Origin of the sequence: Micromonospora sp. C97, from assembly GCF_018070385.1 — a bacterium.
Classification (GTDB): domain Bacteria; phylum Actinomycetota; class Actinomycetes; order Mycobacteriales; family Micromonosporaceae; genus Micromonospora; species Micromonospora parva.
Genome location: NZ_JAGPXU010000023.1, coordinates 54,222 through 74,124 on the forward strand (window position 1 = coordinate 54,222; position 19,903 = coordinate 74,124).

Genomic DNA, 19,903 nt, shown 5'->3' on the forward strand with positions numbered 1-19,903 from the left:
CGCGGCGCCCTCTGCGCGCCGGCCACCGTCAATGCGACACCGGCCGGCGCGCTGCGCTGTTCGGCGACTTCCGCGGCCCGGATCCGATGGCACTTCTGCCGCCTCTCGGGGAAATCTCCTCAGTAGTAAATCCCCGTTCTGATGAGCAGTTCCACAGAATCTATTGAGTAATCGGGAGAACGCTAGTGCGGTACCGCCGCCGGAGTACGTTGCTGCTACGAATATAAAGGAACTGCGGAAGGGCGGGATCGCGTTCAGCCTATCGGGAGAGCGGACACGAATTGTGCGCTCTCCCGTCACTGGTTCCAACGAGTCGAGCAGCAAGCGCGTACGAGATGGTCCGAGGTCCACCAGGGGCTGGCACCCGGCAATCGACCAGGAAGGTCGACCCTTTGGCCGCCGGACTCTCAATAGGCAGGTCCGGCGCACCGAAAGGAGCTCGGGCGCAGCCGGAACGCGGCCCGGTCGCGGGCACGCGGACCGGCGGACGGTAGAAGTCTGGTCGAAATGAGGCGGTCATGGGACAAGAGTCGGTTACCTCCATGATATTGGACGATGCCCGGTCGCATCGGTCGTTCGAGCAGGACTACTCACCAACCTCTATAGCCGAGGAACCAACAGGTGAGAGTTCTCGCGTGTCGTACGATCTGGCAGTTGTTGGTCTTGGCTATGTGGGTCTGCCTCTGCTGAAAGAGGCGGCCGCTGCCGGACTGCGCGTCATCGGAGTGGATATCGACGCCAATCGCGTCGATATGCTGAACAGCGGGAAATCCTACATCGACGACATCTCCAAGGACGATCTCGGCGAGATGCTCGACGCCGGCTTCCGGGCGACGACGGACCCGGCGTCGTTCGCCGAGAGCGCGGTCATCATCGTCTGCGTGCCGACGCCACTCAGCGACGATCACGGGCCGGACCTGTCGGCGGTGCGCAGCGCGGCACACATGGTCGCCGCCTGCCTGACGCCGGGCACCCTGGTCGTGCTCGAGTCCACCACGTACCCCGGCACGACCGAGGAGGTCGTCCGGCCGATCCTGGAGAAGTCAGGCCTCACGGCGGGACGCGACTTCAGCCTGGCGTACTCACCCGAGCGCATCGATCCGGGCAACGGGCAGTTCGGACTGCGGAACACGCCAAAGGTCGTCGGCGGCCTCACCGAGAGCTGCCGTGACCAGGCGGCCACCTTCTACGGCAAGCTCGTGTCCCGGGTGGTGCCCACCTCCGGCCTGCGCGAAGCCGAGATGGCGAAGCTGCTGGAGAACACCTATCGCAACGTGAACATCGCCCTGGTCAACGAGATGGCGATCTTCTGCGAGGAACTGGGCATCGACCTGTGGGAGACCATCGAGGCCGCTGCCACCAAGCCTTTCGGCTTCCACAAGTTCCTTCCCGGGCCGGGAGTCGGCGGCCACTGCATCCCGGTCGACCCCTCCTACCTGTCGCACACCGTCCGCAAGCTCGGCTACACCTTCCGGCTGGCCGAGACGGCTGACGAGATCAACGGGCGGATGCCGAAGTACGTCGCCAGCCGCCTGCAGCGGGCGCTCAACCGGGAGCGGAAGTCGGTCAACGGCGCGCGCGTGATGCTGCTGGGTGTGACGTACAAGCCGGACATCGCCGACGACCGCGAGACCCCGGCCCTGCCACTGGCCCGTGAGCTGCTCAGCCTCGGCGCCGAGTTGTGTTTCGCCGATCCCTACGTACGGAACTGGACCGTCGACGGCGTGAGCATCACTCCGGTCGAGGCACCCCTGTACGCGGTCCACGACTGCGACGCCGTCGTGCTGCTGCAGCCGCACTCGGCGTTCGACCTCGCGGCCATTGCCCGGCGCTCCCGGCTGGTGCTCGACACGAGCGGCCGCATGGGGCGCTACGACAACGTCGAACGACTCTGAGCCGCGCTCCAGAAGACCTTCGGATGACTCACGGAAACGGACACCCACGATGACGTTCAGCTGGTCGCAGCAGCGCATTCTCATCCTTTCGCCGCACCCCGACGACGAGGTTCTCGGCTGTGGCGGATTAATCCACAAGGCGAAGTCCGCAGGCGCCGAGGTCTTCGTCCAGTTCCTCACGGTCGGCAACACCACCGACCAGTCCTCGTCGGTCTCTACCAGCCCGGAGGACCGCAACGACGAGATCAAGCGGGTCGCCGACCACCAACAGTGGGACGGCTGGCACATGGCCTTTCCGGGCGACGAGTACCACCTCCGGCTCGACCAGCTTCCCCGACTCGAACTCGCCAACATGGTGGAGCAGGAGAGCCCGCTCGCCATCGCCAGGCTGCGGCCCACGATGTTGATCGCTCCGCACCGTTCGAGCTACAACCAGGACCACCAGGCCGTGGCTGAGGCGGCCCACACCGCGACGCGGCCGTCCAACAACCGGCTACGCCATCACCCCGACTTCGTGCTGGCCTACGAGGAGGCGGCGGATCAGTGGCGAACCGATTCGGTTCCCATGCCCAACCTCCTGGTCGAGCTCACCGAGGAAGACCTCGGCAGCAAGCTCGAAGCGATGCGGCAGTACGCCACCCAGATTCACGAGCATCCACATACACGGTCCGAAGAAACCCTCCGCAGCCTCGCGGTCCTGCGCGGCATGCAGGCCGGCGTACCGCTGGCCGAGGCGTACCACATCATGCGGTGCCTGGCCTGACCGTCCGCGCCCGACACCCGCACCCCACCTGCTGCCGAAAGGAAGCGAGCAATGCGAATTCTTGTCACCGGGGGCGCCGGATTCATCGGCTCCCACCTCTGTGAATTCCTGGTTGAGCAAGAACACGACGTCACAGTGCTCGACGAGCTGTCCACTGGTTCGGTGGCAAACCTCGCCAGTTGCCTGGACGCCGGCACCGTACGCCTGGTCGAGGGGTCGATCCTCGACCGGGACCTGGTGAACGAGTGCGTCCGCGGCAAGGATCTGGTCTTCCATCTCGCCGCCGCCGTCGGCGTGCGAACCATCGTCGACAGTCCCCTGCACTCACTGCGGGTCAACCTGTACGGCACGGAGAACGTCGTCGAGGCGGCGGTCACGCACGGCGTGCCGTTCGGCGTCACGTCGACCAGCGAGGTGTACGGCAAGAACGACGCCGACGGGCTCCGCGAGGACGCCGACCGGATCCTGGGGTCCCCGCTGCTCAGCCGGTGGTCGTACGCGGCGGCCAAGGGTCTCGACGAGTTGGTGGCGCACATCCGCGCGTCCGAGACGGGCACCCCCTGCGTGAGTTACCGACTGTTCAACGTCGTCGGGCCGCGGCAGACCGGTCGGTACGGCATGGTCCTGCCGCGGTTCGTCACGCAGGCGCTCAACCACGAACCGATCACCGTGTACGGCGACGGCACGCAGCGCCGGTGCTTCGGGTCGGTCTACGACGTGGTGCCCGCGATCGTCAAGCTGCTGCAGACCCCGGCAGCGCACGGTAGGGCGGTGAACCTCGGCGGGCGTGAGGAGGTCTCCATCCGCGGACTGGCCGAGAAGATCAAGGACTTCACCGGCTCGACCAGCGACATCCAGACGGTGCCGTACGAGGTCGCCTACGGTAGCGGCTTCGAGGACATGGCCCGCCGCATGCCGGATCTGTCACTGGCCCACGAACTCATCGGCTACACCGCCCGCTACGACCTCGACGACATCGTGCGGTCAGTCGTCACCGACATGCAGCGCGCAGGCGAACGCGAGTCGCTGCTGGCCGCCCCGTAACTCCGGACTCCCGGTCGCGTCGCCACGGCAGGGACCGGCCCGGCGCGGAGAGTGTCCTCCGCGCCGGGCCGTGACATCGGATCGGGTCAGGCGGTCACACACTCCGCCAGCACACCCGGGCCGGTGCCGGTGCCCTGGAAGCCGAAGTTGGTCGACTGCCGGCCGGCGACCCGGCCGTTGTAGCTCACGTTGGTGAACTCGACAGTGCCGCTGGAGCCGCTGGCCTGGGCGTTCCAGGTGCCGGTGACTCCGGCGCCGCCGGGCAGCACGATGGTCACGGTCCAGCCGTTGATGTCCGACTTGCCGGCGGTGACCGTCACGCTCGCGGTGAAGCCCTCGGCCCACTGGTTGATCGCCACCGACGCGTAGCAGCCGTCACCGGCCGGCGGCGTCGTGTTCGGCGGGGTGACCGGCGGCGTGGTCGGCGGGGTCGTGGTCGGCGGCGTGGTGGTCGGCGGCGTCGTGGTGGGCGGGGTGGTGGTCGGCGGGTTCGGCGCGCCGTTGGCCAGGCTGAAGGCCAGATCGGGCTGGAACGAACCGGCAGTGAAGCGGCAGCCGTCCGCCTCACCCGGCGGCTTCACCCAGAGGTACGCGTCGATGTTGTTGTCGCCGGTGTTGGTCGTCGGGTACTGACCGATGCGCCGGTCGGTGTTGTCGTCGCCGCACCAGTCCCCGCTGGCGCCCCCGTTACGGCTGGTGTCGATGACCTGGCGCTTGCCCGAGATCCCCATGCCGTTGAGGGAGGAGATGACCGCCCGGCCGAAGTTCGCCTCGTTGGAGGTGGAGTTGTAGTTCGACACGTTGGTGAAGAAGCCGTCGGCGTACTGCACGCCGGCCGCCCGGAGCCGGTTGGCCGTCTCACCGGCGCTGTTCCAGGTGGAGTGGCCGCCGTCGAGGTACACCTTGGCGTTGGGGTTGCCCGACTTGATGGTGCGGGTGGCCGTCGAGATCGCCTGGTTGCGCGCGTTGATCTCACTGGTGTTCAGGCAGGTCAGCAGGGCGAGCGAGTCGGTTTCCAGGATGATGATGACGGTCTGGTTGCCGAGTCCCCTGGCGAAGTTGGACACCCACGTCTGGTACTGGTTGAGGTCCGGCGCCCCACCGGCGCTGGCCCCGCCGCAGTCCCGGTTGGTGATCTCGTAGACCGCCAGCACCGGGATCTGCTGCGCCGCGTTGGCGGCGCCGATGAAACCGGAGACCTCGGACTGCACCGTCGAGGGGTTGAAGTTGGCGAACCAGCGCGCCTGCGGCTGACTCGCGATCTTGTCGCGGATGACGGCGGCACGCGAGTCACCGGGGTTGGCGGCGACCCAGCGGACGACGGCCGAGCTCGGGTCGCGGTAGAGCGACCCGGACAGTGTGCCAGCGGATGCGCTGCTGACGGCGAGGCAGACGCCGACAGCGGTGGCGCCCGCGACGGCCGCCACACCGATGGCCGCCGATCTGCGGCGGAGCGAGGAGAGGATGGCCACGTCGTGTTGCCTCCAGATCACATAGATGTGTCCAAGTTCATGGGAGCGTTCCCAGGACGGTAGCGGAGGCGCGCGCCGCTGCCAAGACGTGGACGCCCGTCGATGGGGCAATTGCCCGCGTTTGTAGGTCAAAGGCTCATGCGGCTCAACGCGACGCGGCTGTCGCCGGACATCCAGGCAGTGGTCAGTGCGAGGTCGGGGCGAGCGCTATGACCGGCCGAGTGCGACAGCGAGTCGGCGGACCGCTTCGTCCATCAACTCCGCCGGGGCAGCCGCGTACGTGAGGCGCAGGTGGGGCGCTGGAGCCTCGGCTGCGTACCAGGGCCGGCCGGGGAAGACGATGACGCCCGCGGCGGCAGCGGCGGCGGACAACGCCACGTCGTCAGTGCCGTCGGGAAGCCGGACCCACAGGTGCAGCCCACCGCGCGGAACGCCCTGCGGGGTCAGCGACGGCACGTGCCGCGCCAGCGCGGACAGCAGCGCCTCGCGCCGGGAGCGCAGCTCGTTTCGCAGGTTACGACGATGCCGGGCCCAGGCAGGTGCGGTGACGAACTCCAACGTGGCCTGTTGCAGCGGCCCGGCGACGAAGAAGTCGTCGAGCAGCCGGGCAGCCCGCAGTCGGGTGCCAGCCGGACCGCGCGCACCGATCGCGGCGACCCGGAGGCCGGGTGCGGCGGATTTGGTCAGCGAGCGTAGGTAGATGACGTGCCCGTCCGGGTCGTCGGCGGCCAGTGGCGGCGGCGGGTCGCCGTCGATGGCCAGGTCGCGGGCGTAGTCGTCCTCGATCAGGAACGCCCCGGCGGCGCGAACCTCGGCCGCGACCGCCGCTCGGCGCTGGACGGCGAGCGTCGCGCCGTGCGGGTTGGCGTAGAGCGGCTGGCAGTAGAACAGCCGGGCGCCGGTACGGGCGAACGCGACGGCGAGCTGGTCGGGCCGTACGCCATCGACGTCGGCGGGCACGGGCACCAGTCGCAGGCCCGCTGCGCGGGCGGCGGCCAGCGCGCCCAGGTAGGTCGGGGACTCCACGAGCAGGGTGTCGCCGGGCGTGGTCAGCGCGCGCAGCGTCGACGACAGTGCGGCCTGCCCGCCGGGGCAGATCACCATGTCGTCGGGGCGCAGCCCCGTGCCGGCCTCGCGGGTGAACCAGGCGCGCAGATCCCCGCGCCCCTCGGCCGGTCCGCGCTCCCAGGAGGACGGCTGCCGGGCCGCGCGGGCCAACGCCGCGCCGAGCGGGCCGGCGGGCTGAAGATTCGGCTCCAGATAACCACCGGACAGCGGAATCGCACCTGCGGGCGGTAACGCGAGTAACGCCTGCATCTCCTCCTCGCCCGGCCGGCGGGGGCCGAGCGCCACCGTCTGCCACGACAGGTCGGGCGCGCTCCGCTGGGCTGGCCGACCGGCCACAAAGGTGCCCCGGCCCGATCGGGTCTCGATCAGGCCCTCCGCAACAAGCTGCCGGATCGCCGCTGCCACCGTCACCGGGGAGGCGTGGTGGCGGGCGGTCAGCTCGCGTACCGAGGGCAGGCGCGTGCCTGCTGCCGCCGCGTCCACCAGGCTCCGCAGATCTTGAACAACAGAATCAACAGCGTTACCGTTGCCCATGACGGTACAGAGTAGCGCTACTGCCCCGGTGACGATAACAGCGGGACGCGGCGCCGGCCTCGCCCTCGGCGCACTGGGGGTGCTCGCCTTCAGCATGTCGCTGCCGGCCACCCGCCTCGCGGTGCAGGATCTCGACCCGTGGTTCGTCGCCTTCGGCCGGGCGGTCGGCGCGGCGCTGCTGGCGTACGCGTACCTGCGGTTCACCAGAGCGCCGCGACCCACCCGGGGCCAGTGGCAGCGGCTCTCGATCGTCGCGCTCGGTGTCGTCGTCGGCTTTCCACTGTTCACGTCGCTCGCGCTCACCACGCAGACCTCCGCGCACGGCGCGGTGGTCATCACGGTGCTGCCCGCCATGACGGCCGTCTTCGCGGTGCTGCGGTCGAACGAGCGCCCGCCCCCGTTGTTCTGGATCGCCACTGTCGCTGGACTGCTGTCGGTGCTCACGTTCCTCGCCGCCAGCGGCGCGGTGCACGGCGCCCTCTCCCTCGCCGACCTGTTCCTGCTGGCAGCGGTCGTGCTCTGCGGCCTCGGGTACGCCGAGGGCGGCGCGCTCGCCCGCGAGCTCGGCGGGGCCCGGACGATCTGCTGGGCGTTGCTGATCTCCCTGCCTGCCACGGTGCCCATCACGGCCGTGGCGGCCGTCGCCCGTCCCCCACAGGCGGACGCCGTCGTCTGGTCGGCGTTCGGTTACCTCACCGTCGTCTCGATGTTCCTCGGCTTCTTCGCCTGGTACGCGGGTCTCGCCCGGGGTGGCATCGCCAAGGTCGGCCAGATTCAGCTGGCCCAGCCCGTACTGACCCTGATCTGGTCGGCGCTGCTGCTCGGCGAGACCGTCACACCCGCCTCGATCGGGGCGGCGGTGGTGGTGCTGGCCTGCGTCGTGCTGATCCAGCGAACCCGGGCCAGCACCCAGGTGACAGTGCCCGCGTCGGCGACACAGCCCGGTCGCTGACCGTCACGACGGCGGATCCTGCTCCTCGCCGGAGGCCAGCGCCGCCGGCCGGCCCGGTCAGACCGGCGCCAGGCCCAACGCGCGCACGTCGACCGCGACCTCACTGCCGTACGACTCGACGATGCGGCGCTCGAAAACGTCGGCGTCGACGGTGTATTCCTGCGGGCCCTCGACCTCCAGCACGTGCGCCGCCAGCACGCAGCCCACCTGTGCCGCCCGTTCGATGGGCAGGTCCGCGGCGAGCGCGGCGAAGAAGCCGGCCCGGAAGCCGTCGCCGACGCCGGTCGGGTCGACGATGGCGCCCACCCGCGCCGCCGGGACCAGGAACTTGCCGTCGCGCCCGGTGATCCGTACCCCGTTGGCGCCCAGGGTCACGACCCGCACGCCCACCCGGCGCAGGATGTCGTCCTCGCTCAGGCCGGTCTTCGACTCCAGCAGCGCCGCCTCGTACTCGTTCGTCAACAGATAGCGCGCACCGGTGATCATCGCCTCGATGTCGGCCGACGGCATCCGGGCCAGCTGCTGCGACGGGTCGGCGGCGAAGGGCAGGCCCAGTCGGCGGCAGGCGGCGGCACGGGCGAGCATGGTGTCCGGATTCTCCGCGGCGACGATGACGAGCCGGAGGCCACCAGCCCGGGCGGCGACACCGTCGAGGCTGATCCGGTCGGGCTCGCCCATCGCACCCGGATAGAACGACGCGATCTGGCAGAGGTCGGTGTCGGTGGTGCAGATGAACCGCGCGGTGTGTGCGATGGAGCTGACCTGCACCTCCGAGCAGTCGACCCCGTTGCGCTCCAGCCAGCTGCGGTAGTCGCCGAAGTCGCCACCGACCGCGCCGAGCAGCACCGGCCGGTGCCCGAGTTGAGCGAGCCCGAAGGCGATGTTGGCAGCGACCCCGCCGCGACGGACGACGAGGTCGTCGACGAGGAACGAGAGCGAGACGGTGTCGAGGCTGCCGGCGACGAGTTGCTCGGCGAACCGCCCCGGGAAGCGCATCAGATGGTCGGTTGCGATCGAACCGGATACGGCGATCATGCGGACGGGCCCTCTCAGTAGCGGTAGTGGTCGGGCTTGTAGGGCCCCTCGACCGGGACACCGAGGTAGTTGGCTTGTTCCTTGGTCAGCTCGGTGAGGCGCACACCCAACGCGGCGAGGTGGAGTCGGGCGACCTTCTCGTCCAGGTGCTTGGGGAGGGTGTGGACACCGACCGGGTACTGGTCGGTGCGGGTGAACAGCTCGATCTGCGCGATGGTCTGATTGGCGAAGCTGTTCGACATCACGAAGCTCGGATGTCCGGTGGCGTTGCCGAGGTTCAACAGCCGCCCCTCGGACAACACGATGATCGAGTGGCCGTCCGCGAACCGCCACTCGTCCACCTGCGGCTTCACCGTGATCCGCTCGACGTCCCCGCGTTTCGCGAGACCGGCCATGTCGATCTCGTTGTCGAAGTGACCGATGTTCCCCACTATCGCCTGGTGCTTCATGCGGGCCATGTGCTCGTTGGTGATCACACTGAAGCAGCCCGTCGCGGTCACGAAGATGTCAGCGGTCTCGACAACGTCATCGATGGTCGCGACCTGGTAGCCGTCCATCGCCGCCTGCAGGGCGCAGATCGGGTCCACCTCGGTCACGATGACCCGCGCGCCCTGACCGCGCAGACTCTCGGCGCAGCCCTTACCAACGTCGCCGTAACCGAACACGACGGCGACCTTCCCGCCGATCAGCACATCGGTGGCCCGGTTGATGCCGTCGATGAGCGAGTGCCGGCAGCCGTACTTGTTGTCGAACTTGCTCTTGGTCACCGAGTCGTTGACGTTGATCGCCGGGAACAGCAGGTTCCCCGCCTGCTGCATCTCGTACAGCCGGTGCACACCGGTGGTGGTCTCCTCGGTCACGCCCCTGATCCCGGCGGCGACCCGCGTCCAGCGACGGTTGTCCTCCCGCAGCGACCGGGTCAACACACCGAGGATGACCTCGTACTCCTCGGAGTCCGCGCTCTCCGGCGACGGCACCGCCCCGATCGCCTCGAACTCGGCACCCTTGTGCACCAGCAACGTGGCGTCACCACCGTCGTCGAGGATCATGTTCGGGCCCTGCCCGTCCGGCCAGAGCAGCACCTGCTGGGTGCACCACCAGTACTCGTCGAGGGTCTCGCCCTTCCAGGCGTAGACCGGGACGCCCGCCGGGGCGTCCGGGGTGCCGGCCGGACCGACCACGATCGCTGCCGCCGCGTGGTCCTGGGTCGAGAAGATGTTGCAGGAAGCCCACCTGACCTGCGCGCCGAGCGCCACCAGCGTCTCGATCAGCACCGCCGTCTGAATCGTCATGTGCAGCGAGCCGGTGATCCGCGCACCCTTCAGCGGCTGCCGCGAGGCGAACTCCCTCCGGATCGACATCAACCCCGGCATCTCGTGCTCGGCCAGCTCGATCTCCTTACGCCCGAAGGCCGCCAACGACAGGTCCGCCACCTTGAAATCGCTGAAGTTGCCAGTCATGCCCGCACCCTCCCCCAGCGGCGTCGAGGACCGTTGGAGTCCGGTTCAACGGTGCTCATGCGCCGCACCCGGGCCGCCTGGAGCCCGGGTGCGGCGCAGGAGCTGTCAGGAGTTGCGGCTGGCCGGGTCGACCCGGGCGTACGTGAGCAGGTCCGCCATCGTGAACTGGCCGGAGAAGCGGGCGGGCAGGGTCGGGCGCCAGCTGGGCTGCACGGTCAGGTAGCTCGCCGGGTCGAGTTGGGCGACGCCGATGAGCACCTCCGCCACGATCCGCCCACCCACCGCGCCCAACGAGCCGCCGCCGGCCTGGAGCTGCGCCTCCTTGAGGATGTAGTAGAAGAGCGGGGTGTCGGCGTCCAGGCCGAGGCCGTACCCACTGAGCTCGGGGAAGTTGAAGCTGCCGAGCGCGGGCGCCCCGATGTGCGCGGCGATCCGCTGGCCCGACGGGATGCCGAAGGTCAACTGCCGGAGCAGGTCGCGGCCGAGCAGGTTGGCCGACGGCGAGCCGGACGGCGGCGGTGGCAGCGGGAAACCGAACAGCGGTGTCGAGTTGCGCACGTCGATCCACTTGCTCCAGCGCACCTGGCCGTCGAAGAACTGGAACCAGAACTGGTAGTCGAGGTAGCGGCGGGCGGCCCGCTTCCCGCCGCGCAGGTCGGCCGGGTCGGCGCCGCCCAGCGCCGAGTCGAAGAGCATGGCGTAGAACTCGTCGCCGCCGTTGCCGGTGCGGTTGACCAGGTAGGCCGGTCGCGGCTGGCTGTGGCCGAAGCGGAACGCCGCGGCGGTGAACTCGACCGGGATGAACGTCGCGTTCGGCTCCGGACGGTAGAAGCGCCGGCCTCCGCTGAGCACCGTGGAGACCGCGCCCGGGCCGGCGATCAGCGGGAGGAACTCGTTGAGCACGATCCACTGGTAGTGCCAGGTGACGAGCCTGCGGGCGGCGGCGAAGACCTGCGACTCCGCTGTGCCCTGGGCGCGCACCAGGTCGACCACCCGGTTGTGGAAGAGGATGAACGCGGCAGTGATCTGCGCGATCGGCAGGTTCTCGTCGTTGCGGGGGTCGAAGACGATCGCCCTACCGCTGGAGTTGCGCGGCAGGTCCTCGAAGCGCCCGCCCGACTCGATCCTGAGTTTGGCGGGGTCGGATGAGGTGTACAGCTCCGGGTTCCCGGTCGGTCCGGCACCGTAGAGCGAGTCGAGGTCGAGGGCCGGCGTCCGGGGATTGGGCACCGTGGTCGGGTCGACCGGCGTGCCCAGCGGCGCCGTCGTCTCGAAGGCCAGGTCGTGGTCGACGAACTGCCCGAAGTACGTCATGCCCTGCGGGACCGAGAAGTTGTCGGGGTTGTTGATGCTGTGTTGCTGCAGGTCGGAGAGGGCCTCGGCGCCGACACCGAGCGGGTCGCGGGCGTCCATCGGGCCACCGACGCGGGACAGGTCATTCAGCGCGTTCCGCATCTGGGTCGTCGCCGACCCGAACGCCGGTAACGACGGGAACATCCGACCGAACCGGTTGGAGAACGCGGCCGCCGCCGGCGCCGCGTCGAGCAGGACTCCCCCGGTGCCGGCGAGGAGCGCGCCCGCGCCGACTCCGGCCAATAGTCGCCGTCGGCTGACACCTGGAGAAGCGTTGCCAATTGCCATGTCGGCCACCTTCCGTCCGCGGGCGCCCGCGTGGACGCACGGGCGGTAAACCCGCGAACCGGCAGCAGTGTGAACCCTTCCCTTAGTGGCGCTCTGGAGCTTCGGTGGTGTCCGGCTGGAGACCGGTGAGCATGGTGTCGACAAGCGAGGTGTCGTGTTTGGCGGCGCGGAACAGCGGATGGTCGAGCGTCGATCGGAGGAAGTCGCGGGTGGTGGCCACACCCGGCCCTTCGACGGCGCACTCGTCGAGGGCGCGGGCCATCCGGGCCAGGGCCTGGGTCCGGTCAGGCGCCCAGACGACCACCTTCGCGAGGAGGGAGTCGTAGTCGGCCGGAACCCGGTAGCCGGCGTACCCGTGCGTGTCGACCCGGACGAACGGGCCGGCGGGCAGGTCGAAGCGGGTCAGCTCACCCGGTGTCGGTACGAAGCCGCGCGCCGGGTCCTCGACGTTGAGGCGACACTCGATCGCGGTACCGCGCGGCGTCACGTCAGCCTGGGTCAGTGCGAGCCGTTCGCCGCCCGCGACGAGGATCTGTTGCCGCACCAGGTCGACGCCGGTCACCAACTCGGAGACCGGGTGTTCGACCTGCAGGCGGCAGTTGACCTCCATGAGGTGGAAGTCGTCCCCGCCGCCGACCAGGAACTCGAAGGTGCCCGCGCCCACGTAGCCGACGCCGAGCGCGCCGGTGACCGCGGCGGCGGTCATCCGGTCGACAAGGTGTTGCGGCAACCCGGGCGCGGGTGACTCCTCGATCAGTTTCTGGTGACGCCGCTGCACCGAGCAGTCGCGCTCGCCGAGGTGGACGCCGTTGCCGTAACGGTCGGTGAGCACCTGCACCTCGACGTGGCGCGCCGATTCGAGGTAACGCTCGATGTAGACCCGGTTGTCGCCGAAGAGCAGCTGCGCCTCGGCCCGCGCGGTGGCGAACTCGCCCAGGAACGAGGCCGGGTCGCGGACCACCCGAACGCCCCGGCCGCCACCACCGGCGACCGCCTTGATGATCAGCGGAAAGCCGATCTCCTCCGCCACCGCGCGGGCGTGGGCCGCCGACTCGACGGCGTCGGTGGTGCCGGGAAGCACCGGCAGGCCGAGGCCCGCCATGATGCCCCGCGTCCGGGCCTTGTCGCCCAGCGCGGCCATCACGGCGGGCGGCGGCCCGATGAACGTGATCCCGTCGGCCGCACAGATCTCGGCGAAGTCCGGGTCCTCGGAGAGGAAGCCGTAACCCGGGTGGATCGCGTCGGCCCCCGTGCGACGGGCCGCCTCGATGATGGCCGGGGCGCTCAGGTAGCTGCGCCGGCTCGGGCCCGGCCCGATCTGGACGGCCTCGTCCGCCAACCGCACCACCGCCGAGTCGCGGTCGACTGTCGAGTAGACAGCAACTGTCCGCAGCCCCATCTCCCGGCAGGTCCGCGCGATGCGGACCGCGATCTCGCCCCGGTTGGCGATCAGCACCGACTCGAACACCGTCAGTCCTCCGACACAGCTAAGGCGATCAGCCGCTCGCCGTACTCGACCGGAGTCGCGTTGGGCACCAGTAGCTTCACGACCTCGCCCGCACGGTCGGCCTCAACCGGGATCATCATCTTCATCGCTTCCAGGATCGCGACCTGCTGGCCGGCCACGACCTGGTCGCCCTCCCGAACGAACGGGTCGGCGCCGGGCGACGGCGCGAGGTAGAGCGTCGCGACCATCGGCGCGCACACGTAGTGCAGCCCGGCGTCGGCCTCCACCGGCGGGGCCGCCGGGGCTGCCGCCACCACAGCCGCGCCGTCTGGCCACTCCACCTCGACCACCAGGTCGCCGTGCTGGAGTCGGGCGCGACGGACCGGGCCTGGCGTCGATCCGATCAGCCGCGCGAGGCTGCGGACCGCGGCGTCCAGCGGGTCGGCGTTACCCTCCGGCATTCGTCACACCTCCGATCTGTCGGAAGCGGGCCCGGCGATGGACCCGCACCTCCTCGCGGTGCAGACCGGCCAGCTCCGCCAACGCGTCGACGACCGCCCGGTGTACGGCCGACGCGGTCGCACCGGGATCGGCCGGCGCCCCGCCGGGCGGTTCGGGAACCACCCCGTCGACGATGCCGAGCGCGAGCAGGTCGCCGGCCTGGAGTTTGAGCTGTGCGGCTGCCTCGTCGGCCCGGCCGGAGTCGTTCCAGAGGATCGCGGCGCAACCCTCCGGGCTGATCACCGAGTACGTCGCGTTCTCGAGCATCAGCACCCGGTTGCCGACGCCGAGGGCGAGCGCACCCCCGCTGCCGCCCTCGCCGGTCACCACCGCGACGACCGGCACCGTCAGCCCGGCCATCAGTCGGATGTTGTCGGCGATGGCGAGGGCCTGCCCGTTCTCCTCCGCCGAGATGCCGTGGTAGGCCCCGGGTGTGTCGATCAGCGTCACGATCGGCGCGCCGAGCTTCTCGGCCAGGCGCATCAGCCGGGCCGCCTTGCGGTAGCCGGCCGGTGTCGCCATGCCGAAGTTGCGGCTGGCCACCTCGGCGACCGTGTGGCCCTTCTGGTGGCCGATCACCACGACCGGCCGCCCGTCGATCAGGCCGACGCCGCCGACGATCGCCGGGCAGTCACTCGCGAGCCGGTCGCCGTGCAGCTCCACGAAGCCGTCCACGAAGTGGCCGATGTAGTCGAGCGTGGAGGGGCGACCGAGAGCACGGGACCGTGCCACGACCGTCCACGGGTCCGCCGGGTCGGCGGGCGCGGTCGCCCGTACCCGGGAGTGCTCCGGGGTGAACGGCCCGGCCGCCGCGAAGGCCAGCAGCCGGGCGATGGTCGGCCGCAGGTTCGACCGGGGTACCAGGTCGTCGAGCATGCCGCGGGCAAAGAGGTACTCGGCGGTCTGGAAGCCGGCCGGCAGTGGCTGGCGCAGCGTCTGCTGGATCACCCTCGGCCCGGCGAAGCCGAGGCGGGCCCCCGGCTCGGCGAGGATGACGTCGCAGAGGGTCGCGAACGATGCCGCGACGCCACCGTAGGTCGGGTCGCTGACCAGCGAGATCGTCAGGACCCCCGCCTCGTCGAGAGCACCGAGCGCCGCGCTGGTCTTGGCCATCTGCATGAGCGACAGGGCGCCCTCCTGCATCCGGGCACCGCCGGAGGCGCTGACGATCAACAGCGGCGTACGGGTCTCCAGCGCCAACTCGGCGGCCCGGGTGATCCGCTCACCGACACCCGCGCCGAGGCTGCCGCCGAGGAACCGGAAGTCCATCACCGCGGCGATCAGCGGCTGCCCCTCGACAGTGCCCCGGACACAGACGACTGCCTCGTCCAGCCCGGTACGACGACGGGCGGCTTCGAGCCGCTGCGGGTAGGGCTTGGTGTCGACGAACCCGAGCGGATCACCGAACGCGCCGACCGGGGGCAGCTCCTCGACCGAGTCGAGGTCGAAGAGCTGCTCGATCCGCTGGTGCGCGGTGACCTGGTCGTGGTGGTCGCACTCCGGGCAGACGCCCAGGTTGCGCTCGACACGGCGCTGGTAGAGCAGCGCCCGGCAACCCGGGCAGACCAGCCAGCTCTTACCGACGGGCGTGTTGACGGTGGCGGTCATGACTGCCCGCGTTCGGCCGCGGCCTTCTCCACGATCTCCCGGATGCGTGCCTGCTGCTCACGTGTGGTCCGGTTGAGGTGGGCCGTCATGCCCTCGTCGTCGGCGTGCCCGCCCGGGCGCATCTCGAAGTCCTGCACCCACCGCATCCGCACGCCGCCGTCCGGGATCTCGGTGTACTCCCAGAACAGGTTCATGTACTTGAACGCGCCGGTCTCCAGCCGTCGGGCCCGCACCACCCGGTCGACGCGGTCGGGCACCCGCTCGGAGACCCAGCTCCAGACCCGACCGGCCGGGTCGGGGTGCATCGTCAGGCGGAAGACGACGGCCCCGTCGGCGGACGTCGAGAGCACTTCCGTGCTGGCGTACTCGCTGAACAGGGAGGGCCAGTTGGGGATGTCGTTGGTCAGGTCCCAGACGAGGTCGAACGGTGCGTTGATGACGACCGCGTTGTCAGTGTGTCCGGCCATGGGTTCACCGATCCGCGAGTCGTTGGTTGACGTAGTCGACGGCGAGCCGGGGCGTCTGCATGATCGACACGGCGTCGTCGGGGATGCGCACCTCGTACTCCTGCTGCACCCGCGCCGCCAGTTCCAGCAGCGCGAGCGAGTCGTAGCCGAGGTCTTCGAACGGCGCGTCGAGCGTCGCCGGGTCGGCCCAGTCGGTCTGCTCGACCACGCCGGAGCTGCTCTCCAGGATCCGGCGCAGGTCGTCGAGGGTCAGCTGGCTCATGAGTTTCCTCCCGTCGGTCGCTGCCACCCGTCGCGGACGCCGCCGACCTGCGGCACCGGCGACTCGGGGTGCGGGACCTCCTCGGTGTCGACGTGGCCCAGTTCGGGGCGGGGTGCGAGCGGACTGATCTGGAACACGATCAGCGCGGTCTCACCACCGGCATTGACGATGCGGTGCCGCTGGCCGCGACGGACCATGAGAGCTTCGTCGGCCGCGAGCTTGACCTCCGTGCCGTCGACCCGGATCACGACCTCGCCGCGCACCAGATAACAGAACTTGTCCGAGTACGGGTTGTACTGCTCCGCCAGGAACTCGCCCGGCTCCAGCCGGACCGTGCCCATGAAGCCCTCCGTCGCGTCGACGGTCTTCGGGCTGAGCAGGATCCGCACCTCGCCGCCGATCCGGTTGATGCCGGGCACGTCGGTGGCGGCGACCTTCACTACCGGTTGCCGATGCATGGTCATCCCTTCTCTGCGACGAGCACGCGGAACGGCAGGTCCGTCGGGTGGACGGTGGCCGGGCCGAAGCCCGCCGCGGCGAGGGCCCGGTTGTAGGCGGCGACGGAGTGCGACTCCCCCTCGAAGGTCCAGACCAACATCAGCACCGAGAAGAGGTACGGCGCCGGGTCCAGCGCCGGCGACTCGTCGCCGGTGGTGAAGCCGACGATGACCAGCCGGCCACCCTGCTTGACCACGGAACCGAGCCGTTTCACCAGCTCGTGCACCCGCTCCTCGGAGAAGTGGTGGGTGACGTTGGTGAGCAGCGCGACGTCGTAGGGGCCACCGAGATCGGTGGTGAACATGTCACCGGGCAGGAACGACGCCCGGTCGCGTACGCCGAGCCGCTCGGCGTGCTTCTCGGTCACGGCGAGCACGTTGGGCCAGTCCAGCGAGGTCACCGTCGCCTGCGGGTTGTGCTGCGCGAGCGTGTAACCGTAGACGCCGTGGCCGCAGGCGACGTCGAGGATGTCGAGCTCGGCGCGCTCCTTCGCCCACGGCGCGAGCGCCTCGGCCATCACCTCGGCGGTCGGCTGGGCGACCTTCGTCGCGTACGCGGCGAAGTCCTCCCAGTAGCTGTACTCCGGGGTTTCGGCGTGCACGTCCAGGACGGTGCCGCCCTCCCGTACGGCGGCGCTGAGGTCGCGCAGCGCGTCCCACTCCCAGTCGCTCGACATCACCTTGACCATCCCGCCCAGGTAGTCGGGACGGGTGCTGACCAGGTGGTCGGCGGCCGCCGGGGTGAGCGAGAAGTGCTCGCCGGTCCGGTCGGTGAGGCGGATCGCGGTGAGCGCGTCGAGCAGGATGCGCGCGCCGCGCGGGTGGATGCCGAGCTTCGGGGCGAGCCCACCGGCCGTCGCCGGGCCCGCGGCCAGGGCGTCGAAGACGCCCAGCTCGACGCCGGTACGCAGCAGGCTCGTCTTCTTGTATGCCTGCATCATGTCGTTGATGTCGCGGCGGGTCAGCGTCACGTGATGCTCCCTGTCTCGGGGCTCCAGGTGTAGAAGGGCGTGGCCAACGAGTCCTGCAGCTCGGTCATGCTGTCCGGCGCGTAGCGCTGCAGGTAGGCCGAGAGGCGGCGGTTGACCTCCTGGAAGTCCGCGCGGGCACGGGCCGCGAGGAGCTTGTCGAAGACGTCGGTGTCCGCCTCGAGCAGGTGCATGTAGAGGTCCTGGTAGCGGAAGAGGGTGCGCCGCGAGATGCCGACGACGTGGGGCATGTCGCCCTTGTCGTGTTCGGCGAAGAGCTCGGCGACGGCGTCGGCGTGACCGGGGGCCATCCGCATGACCATGAGGGCGCGGTAGGACATCTGCTCACGCTCCCCGCAGGATCGTGGCCAGGGCGGCGGCCAGGGTCTGCGCCTTGTCGTCCACCGGGCCGCCACTGCGCCAGGCGACGATGCCGTCGGGGCGTACCAGCAGCGCGCCGCCGGGGCCGACGCCACAGCTGGCGAGCCACGAGCCGTCGTCGGCGAGGTCGCCGTCGGGGCCGGCGGTCAGTGCCCGGATCGGGACGCCGGTCTGCGAGGCGACGGTCTCGGCCGCCGCGAGCCACGTGTCGTCGCCGGGTGCGGTGGCCAGCGTCCAGCCCTCGGTCAGCACGTCGATCGTGGAGACCCGACTGCCGTGGTGGTCGACCCAGCCGTGCGGCGCGCGCGATCCGGGTTGGCCGGTGAAGCTCAGCTCGCGGGGCAGCAGCTCGGTGTCGGCGGGCGCGTCGACGATCGCGTTCGAGGTGTAGCGGTAGCCCATCGTCACGATGACGAAGTCCCGATAGGCGGCCTTGTCCTCGTCGGCGAGCTGCCCCCGGGTGCGGAACAGCATCCACGCCTGGTCGGCGGTGGCCGCGCCGACCGGACGACGCTCGGCCTCGTAGGAGTCGAGCAGGCTCTCGTCGGCGTGCCCCTGGAGCACCTCGGCGAGCTTCCACGCCAGGTTGTGCGCGTCCTGGATGCCGGCGTTGACGCCGAAGCCACCGGCCGGGGGATGCGCGTGACAGGCGTCGCCGGCGAGGAAGACCCGCCCCGACCGGTACGCGTCGGCGACCATGTGCCGCGCGTCCCAGGGCTGGGCCGACTCGACCTCCACCTCCAGCTCGGGGTCGCCGGCGGCGATCCGGGCCAGCTCGACGCAGCGCTCCGGCGTGAAGTCGGCCGGCGACTGCCCCCGCTCGGGGTAGTAGTTGACGCCGAACATCCACCGCCCCGGCTCGATGAAGAGCAGCAGGCCCTGGGCCAGCTGGTTCATCAGGTAGATCAGGGTGAACCGTGGTGCGGTGTCGGGCAGGTCGACCTTGGCGCGGAAGATGATGCTGACGAAGTTCCCGGCGACACCGTTGCTGCGGTTTCCGATCTGGAGCATGTCGCGGACGGGGCTCTTCACGCCGTCGGCCGCGACGACGTAACGCGCCCGGATCGTGCGGGTGGTGCCGTTGTCGTTGACTGTCGCTGTCACGCCGTCGGAGTCCTGGACCAGCCCGACCAGCTCGTTCTGGAAGCGGATCTCCGCGCCCGCTTCGACGGCGGCGTCGAAGAGCAGCGGCTCGTAGTGGTCCTGGCCGCACCAGATCGGCCAGCTCGGGGTGAACGCGTCGTAGTCGACGTCGTGGGCCTCCATGACGAACGACTTGTGGAGGTCGGCCAGCGACTGGGCGCCGAGCATGACCAGTGGCGTGGCGCGGCCGGCGCGGACGAGGTCGAGTTCGACGCCCGGCCCGACGATCTTCATGCCGGCCTCCTGCACGGCCGGCTCCAGGCCGACGGTGCGGAAGATCTCCACCGTGCGGGCGTGCAGACCGGTCGCGCGGGGGATCGTCGACAGCCGGGGCCGACGTTCGACCAGGATCGGCCGGATCCCCTTACGGGCCAGGAAGAGCGCGGTCGACAGGCCGACCGGGCCACCGCCGACGATCAGGACGTCGGTGCTTCCGTCAGACATGAGCGTCCTCCGTGTAGACGACTTTGTAGAGGTGGCGTTCCGGCGTGGCGATCGCGCGTACCTCGCCGAAGTGCGGATGGACCTCGGGGTTCTGCAGCATCGCGGTGAAGTGCTCCTCGCTCTTCCACTGCGCGTAGTTGACGACCCGGGTGCCGTCGAGGCTGGCGTGGATGTTCGCCGACACGAACCCGTCCACCTTGGACATCACCGTGTCGGTCGCTTCGATCAGGATGTCGACGAGCTTCTGCTGGTTGGCCGGCTCGACGGTGAAGACGTTGACCATCGTCACGACCGGCTGGTCGATGCCGATGTGTGCCATTG

At 70.0% G+C, this 19,903-nt stretch carries 19 protein-coding genes; 4 read left to right on the top strand and 15 right to left on the bottom strand.

Annotated features, from left to right (window positions below; all coding sequences use genetic code 11):
* Positions 1 to 635 precede the first annotated feature (635 nt).
* Genes KBX26_RS24510 through KBX26_RS24520 form a run of 3 tightly spaced genes read left to right on the top strand, consistent with a single transcriptional unit; the run spans position 636 to position 3,702 of the window.
* Positions 636 to 1,895 carry a nucleotide sugar dehydrogenase gene (locus tag KBX26_RS24510; protein ID WP_036410874.1) on the top strand — a complete coding sequence of 420 codons (1,260 nt, stop codon included), beginning with the start codon at positions 636 to 638 and terminating at the stop codon, positions 1,893 to 1,895.
* Between the two features lie 49 nt (positions 1,896 to 1,944).
* Positions 1,945 to 2,658 carry a PIG-L deacetylase family protein gene (locus tag KBX26_RS24515; RefSeq protein ID WP_030329342.1) on the top strand — a complete coding sequence of 238 codons (714 nt, stop codon included), beginning with the start codon at positions 1,945 to 1,947 and terminating at the stop codon, positions 2,656 to 2,658.
* A 51-nt stretch (positions 2,659 to 2,709) separates the two neighbouring features.
* A complete protein-coding gene (locus KBX26_RS24520) occupies positions 2,710 to 3,702 on the top strand; it encodes an NAD(P)-dependent oxidoreductase (RefSeq protein WP_030329343.1) in 993 nt (330 codons plus the stop codon).
* 86 nt (positions 3,703 to 3,788) lie between these two features.
* On the opposite strand, the gene KBX26_RS24525 is transcribed toward KBX26_RS24520, so the two are convergent.
* Together KBX26_RS24525 and KBX26_RS24530 are read right to left on the bottom strand one after the other, a co-directional pair.
* Positions 3,789 to 5,174 (bottom strand): glycoside hydrolase family 6 protein, encoded by a 1,386-nt coding sequence (locus KBX26_RS24525; protein ID WP_030329344.1) that lies wholly within the window; start codon positions 5,172 to 5,174, stop codon positions 3,789 to 3,791.
* Positions 5,175 to 5,381: 207 nt separating this feature from the next.
* A complete protein-coding gene (locus KBX26_RS24530; RefSeq protein WP_030329345.1) occupies positions 5,382 to 6,776 on the bottom strand; it encodes a PLP-dependent aminotransferase family protein in 1,395 nt (464 codons plus the stop codon).
* Between KBX26_RS24530 and KBX26_RS24535 the strand changes: the two genes are divergently transcribed.
* Complete coding sequence (locus KBX26_RS24535; RefSeq protein WP_210866519.1) at positions 6,775 to 7,728, top strand: DMT family transporter; 954 nt, start codon at positions 6,775 to 6,777, stop codon at positions 7,726 to 7,728. The genes KBX26_RS24530 and KBX26_RS24535 overlap by 2 nt on opposite strands.
* A gap of 57 nt (positions 7,729 to 7,785) precedes the next feature.
* On the opposite strand, the gene KBX26_RS24540 is transcribed toward KBX26_RS24535, so the two are convergent.
* From KBX26_RS24540 to KBX26_RS24600, 13 genes are all read right to left on the bottom strand, one after another.
* Positions 7,786 to 8,763, bottom strand: a complete 978-nt coding sequence (locus tag KBX26_RS24540; RefSeq protein WP_210866520.1) for a carbohydrate kinase family protein — start codon at positions 8,761 to 8,763, stop codon at positions 7,786 to 7,788.
* Positions 8,764 to 8,777: 14 nt separating this feature from the next.
* A complete protein-coding gene (gene ahcY, locus KBX26_RS24545) occupies positions 8,778 to 10,223 on the bottom strand; it encodes an adenosylhomocysteinase (protein ID WP_210866521.1) in 1,446 nt (481 codons plus the stop codon).
* A gap of 105 nt (positions 10,224 to 10,328) precedes the next feature.
* A complete protein-coding gene (locus KBX26_RS24550; protein WP_210866522.1) occupies positions 10,329 to 11,864 on the bottom strand; it encodes a peroxidase family protein in 1,536 nt (511 codons plus the stop codon).
* Between the two features lie 82 nt (positions 11,865 to 11,946).
* A complete protein-coding gene (locus tag KBX26_RS24555) occupies positions 11,947 to 13,332 on the bottom strand; it encodes an acetyl/propionyl/methylcrotonyl-CoA carboxylase subunit alpha (RefSeq protein ID WP_030329350.1) in 1,386 nt (461 codons plus the stop codon).
* A gap of 2 nt (positions 13,333 to 13,334) precedes the next feature.
* Positions 13,335 to 13,772 (bottom strand): biotin/lipoyl-containing protein, encoded by a 438-nt coding sequence (locus tag KBX26_RS24560; RefSeq protein ID WP_210866523.1) that lies wholly within the window; start codon positions 13,770 to 13,772, stop codon positions 13,335 to 13,337.
* Positions 13,759 to 15,420 (bottom strand): acetyl-CoA carboxylase carboxyltransferase subunit alpha, encoded by a 1,662-nt coding sequence (locus KBX26_RS24565; protein ID WP_210857531.1) that lies wholly within the window; start codon positions 15,418 to 15,420, stop codon positions 13,759 to 13,761. Before KBX26_RS24565 ends, KBX26_RS24560 begins: the two co-directional genes overlap by 14 nt.
* A complete protein-coding gene (locus KBX26_RS24570) occupies positions 15,417 to 15,887 on the bottom strand; it encodes an SRPBCC family protein (RefSeq protein WP_210866524.1) in 471 nt (156 codons plus the stop codon). Before KBX26_RS24570 ends, KBX26_RS24565 begins: the two co-directional genes overlap by 4 nt.
* Before the next feature lie 4 nt (positions 15,888 to 15,891).
* Positions 15,892 to 16,149: an acyl carrier protein gene (locus KBX26_RS24575; protein ID WP_030329356.1), complete on the bottom strand. Its 258-nt coding sequence runs from the start codon at positions 16,147 to 16,149 to the stop codon at positions 15,892 to 15,894.
* The gene (locus tag KBX26_RS24580) at positions 16,146 to 16,607 is read right to left on the bottom strand and encodes a cupin domain-containing protein (RefSeq protein ID WP_081883721.1); all 462 of its coding nucleotides are present in this window, start codon (positions 16,605 to 16,607) and stop codon (positions 16,146 to 16,148) included. Before KBX26_RS24580 ends, KBX26_RS24575 begins: the two co-directional genes overlap by 4 nt.
* A gap of 2 nt (positions 16,608 to 16,609) precedes the next feature.
* Positions 16,610 to 17,617 carry a class I SAM-dependent methyltransferase gene (locus tag KBX26_RS24585; RefSeq protein ID WP_030329359.1) on the bottom strand — a complete coding sequence of 336 codons (1,008 nt, stop codon included), beginning with the start codon at positions 17,615 to 17,617 and terminating at the stop codon, positions 16,610 to 16,612.
* On the bottom strand, positions 17,614 to 17,955 hold the full coding sequence (locus KBX26_RS24590) for a TcmI family type II polyketide cyclase (RefSeq protein WP_124861433.1): 342 nt from the start codon (positions 17,953 to 17,955) through the stop codon (positions 17,614 to 17,616). The genes KBX26_RS24585 and KBX26_RS24590 overlap by 4 nt, the downstream gene beginning before the upstream one ends.
* Before the next feature lie 4 nt (positions 17,956 to 17,959).
* Positions 17,960 to 19,582, bottom strand: a complete 1,623-nt coding sequence (locus tag KBX26_RS24595) for an FAD-dependent oxidoreductase (RefSeq protein ID WP_210866525.1) — start codon at positions 19,580 to 19,582, stop codon at positions 17,960 to 17,962.
* A complete protein-coding gene (locus tag KBX26_RS24600; protein WP_030329365.1) occupies positions 19,575 to 19,901 on the bottom strand; it encodes an antibiotic biosynthesis monooxygenase in 327 nt (108 codons plus the stop codon). The genes KBX26_RS24595 and KBX26_RS24600 overlap by 8 nt, the downstream gene beginning before the upstream one ends.
* Positions 19,902 to 19,903 lie beyond the last annotated feature (2 nt).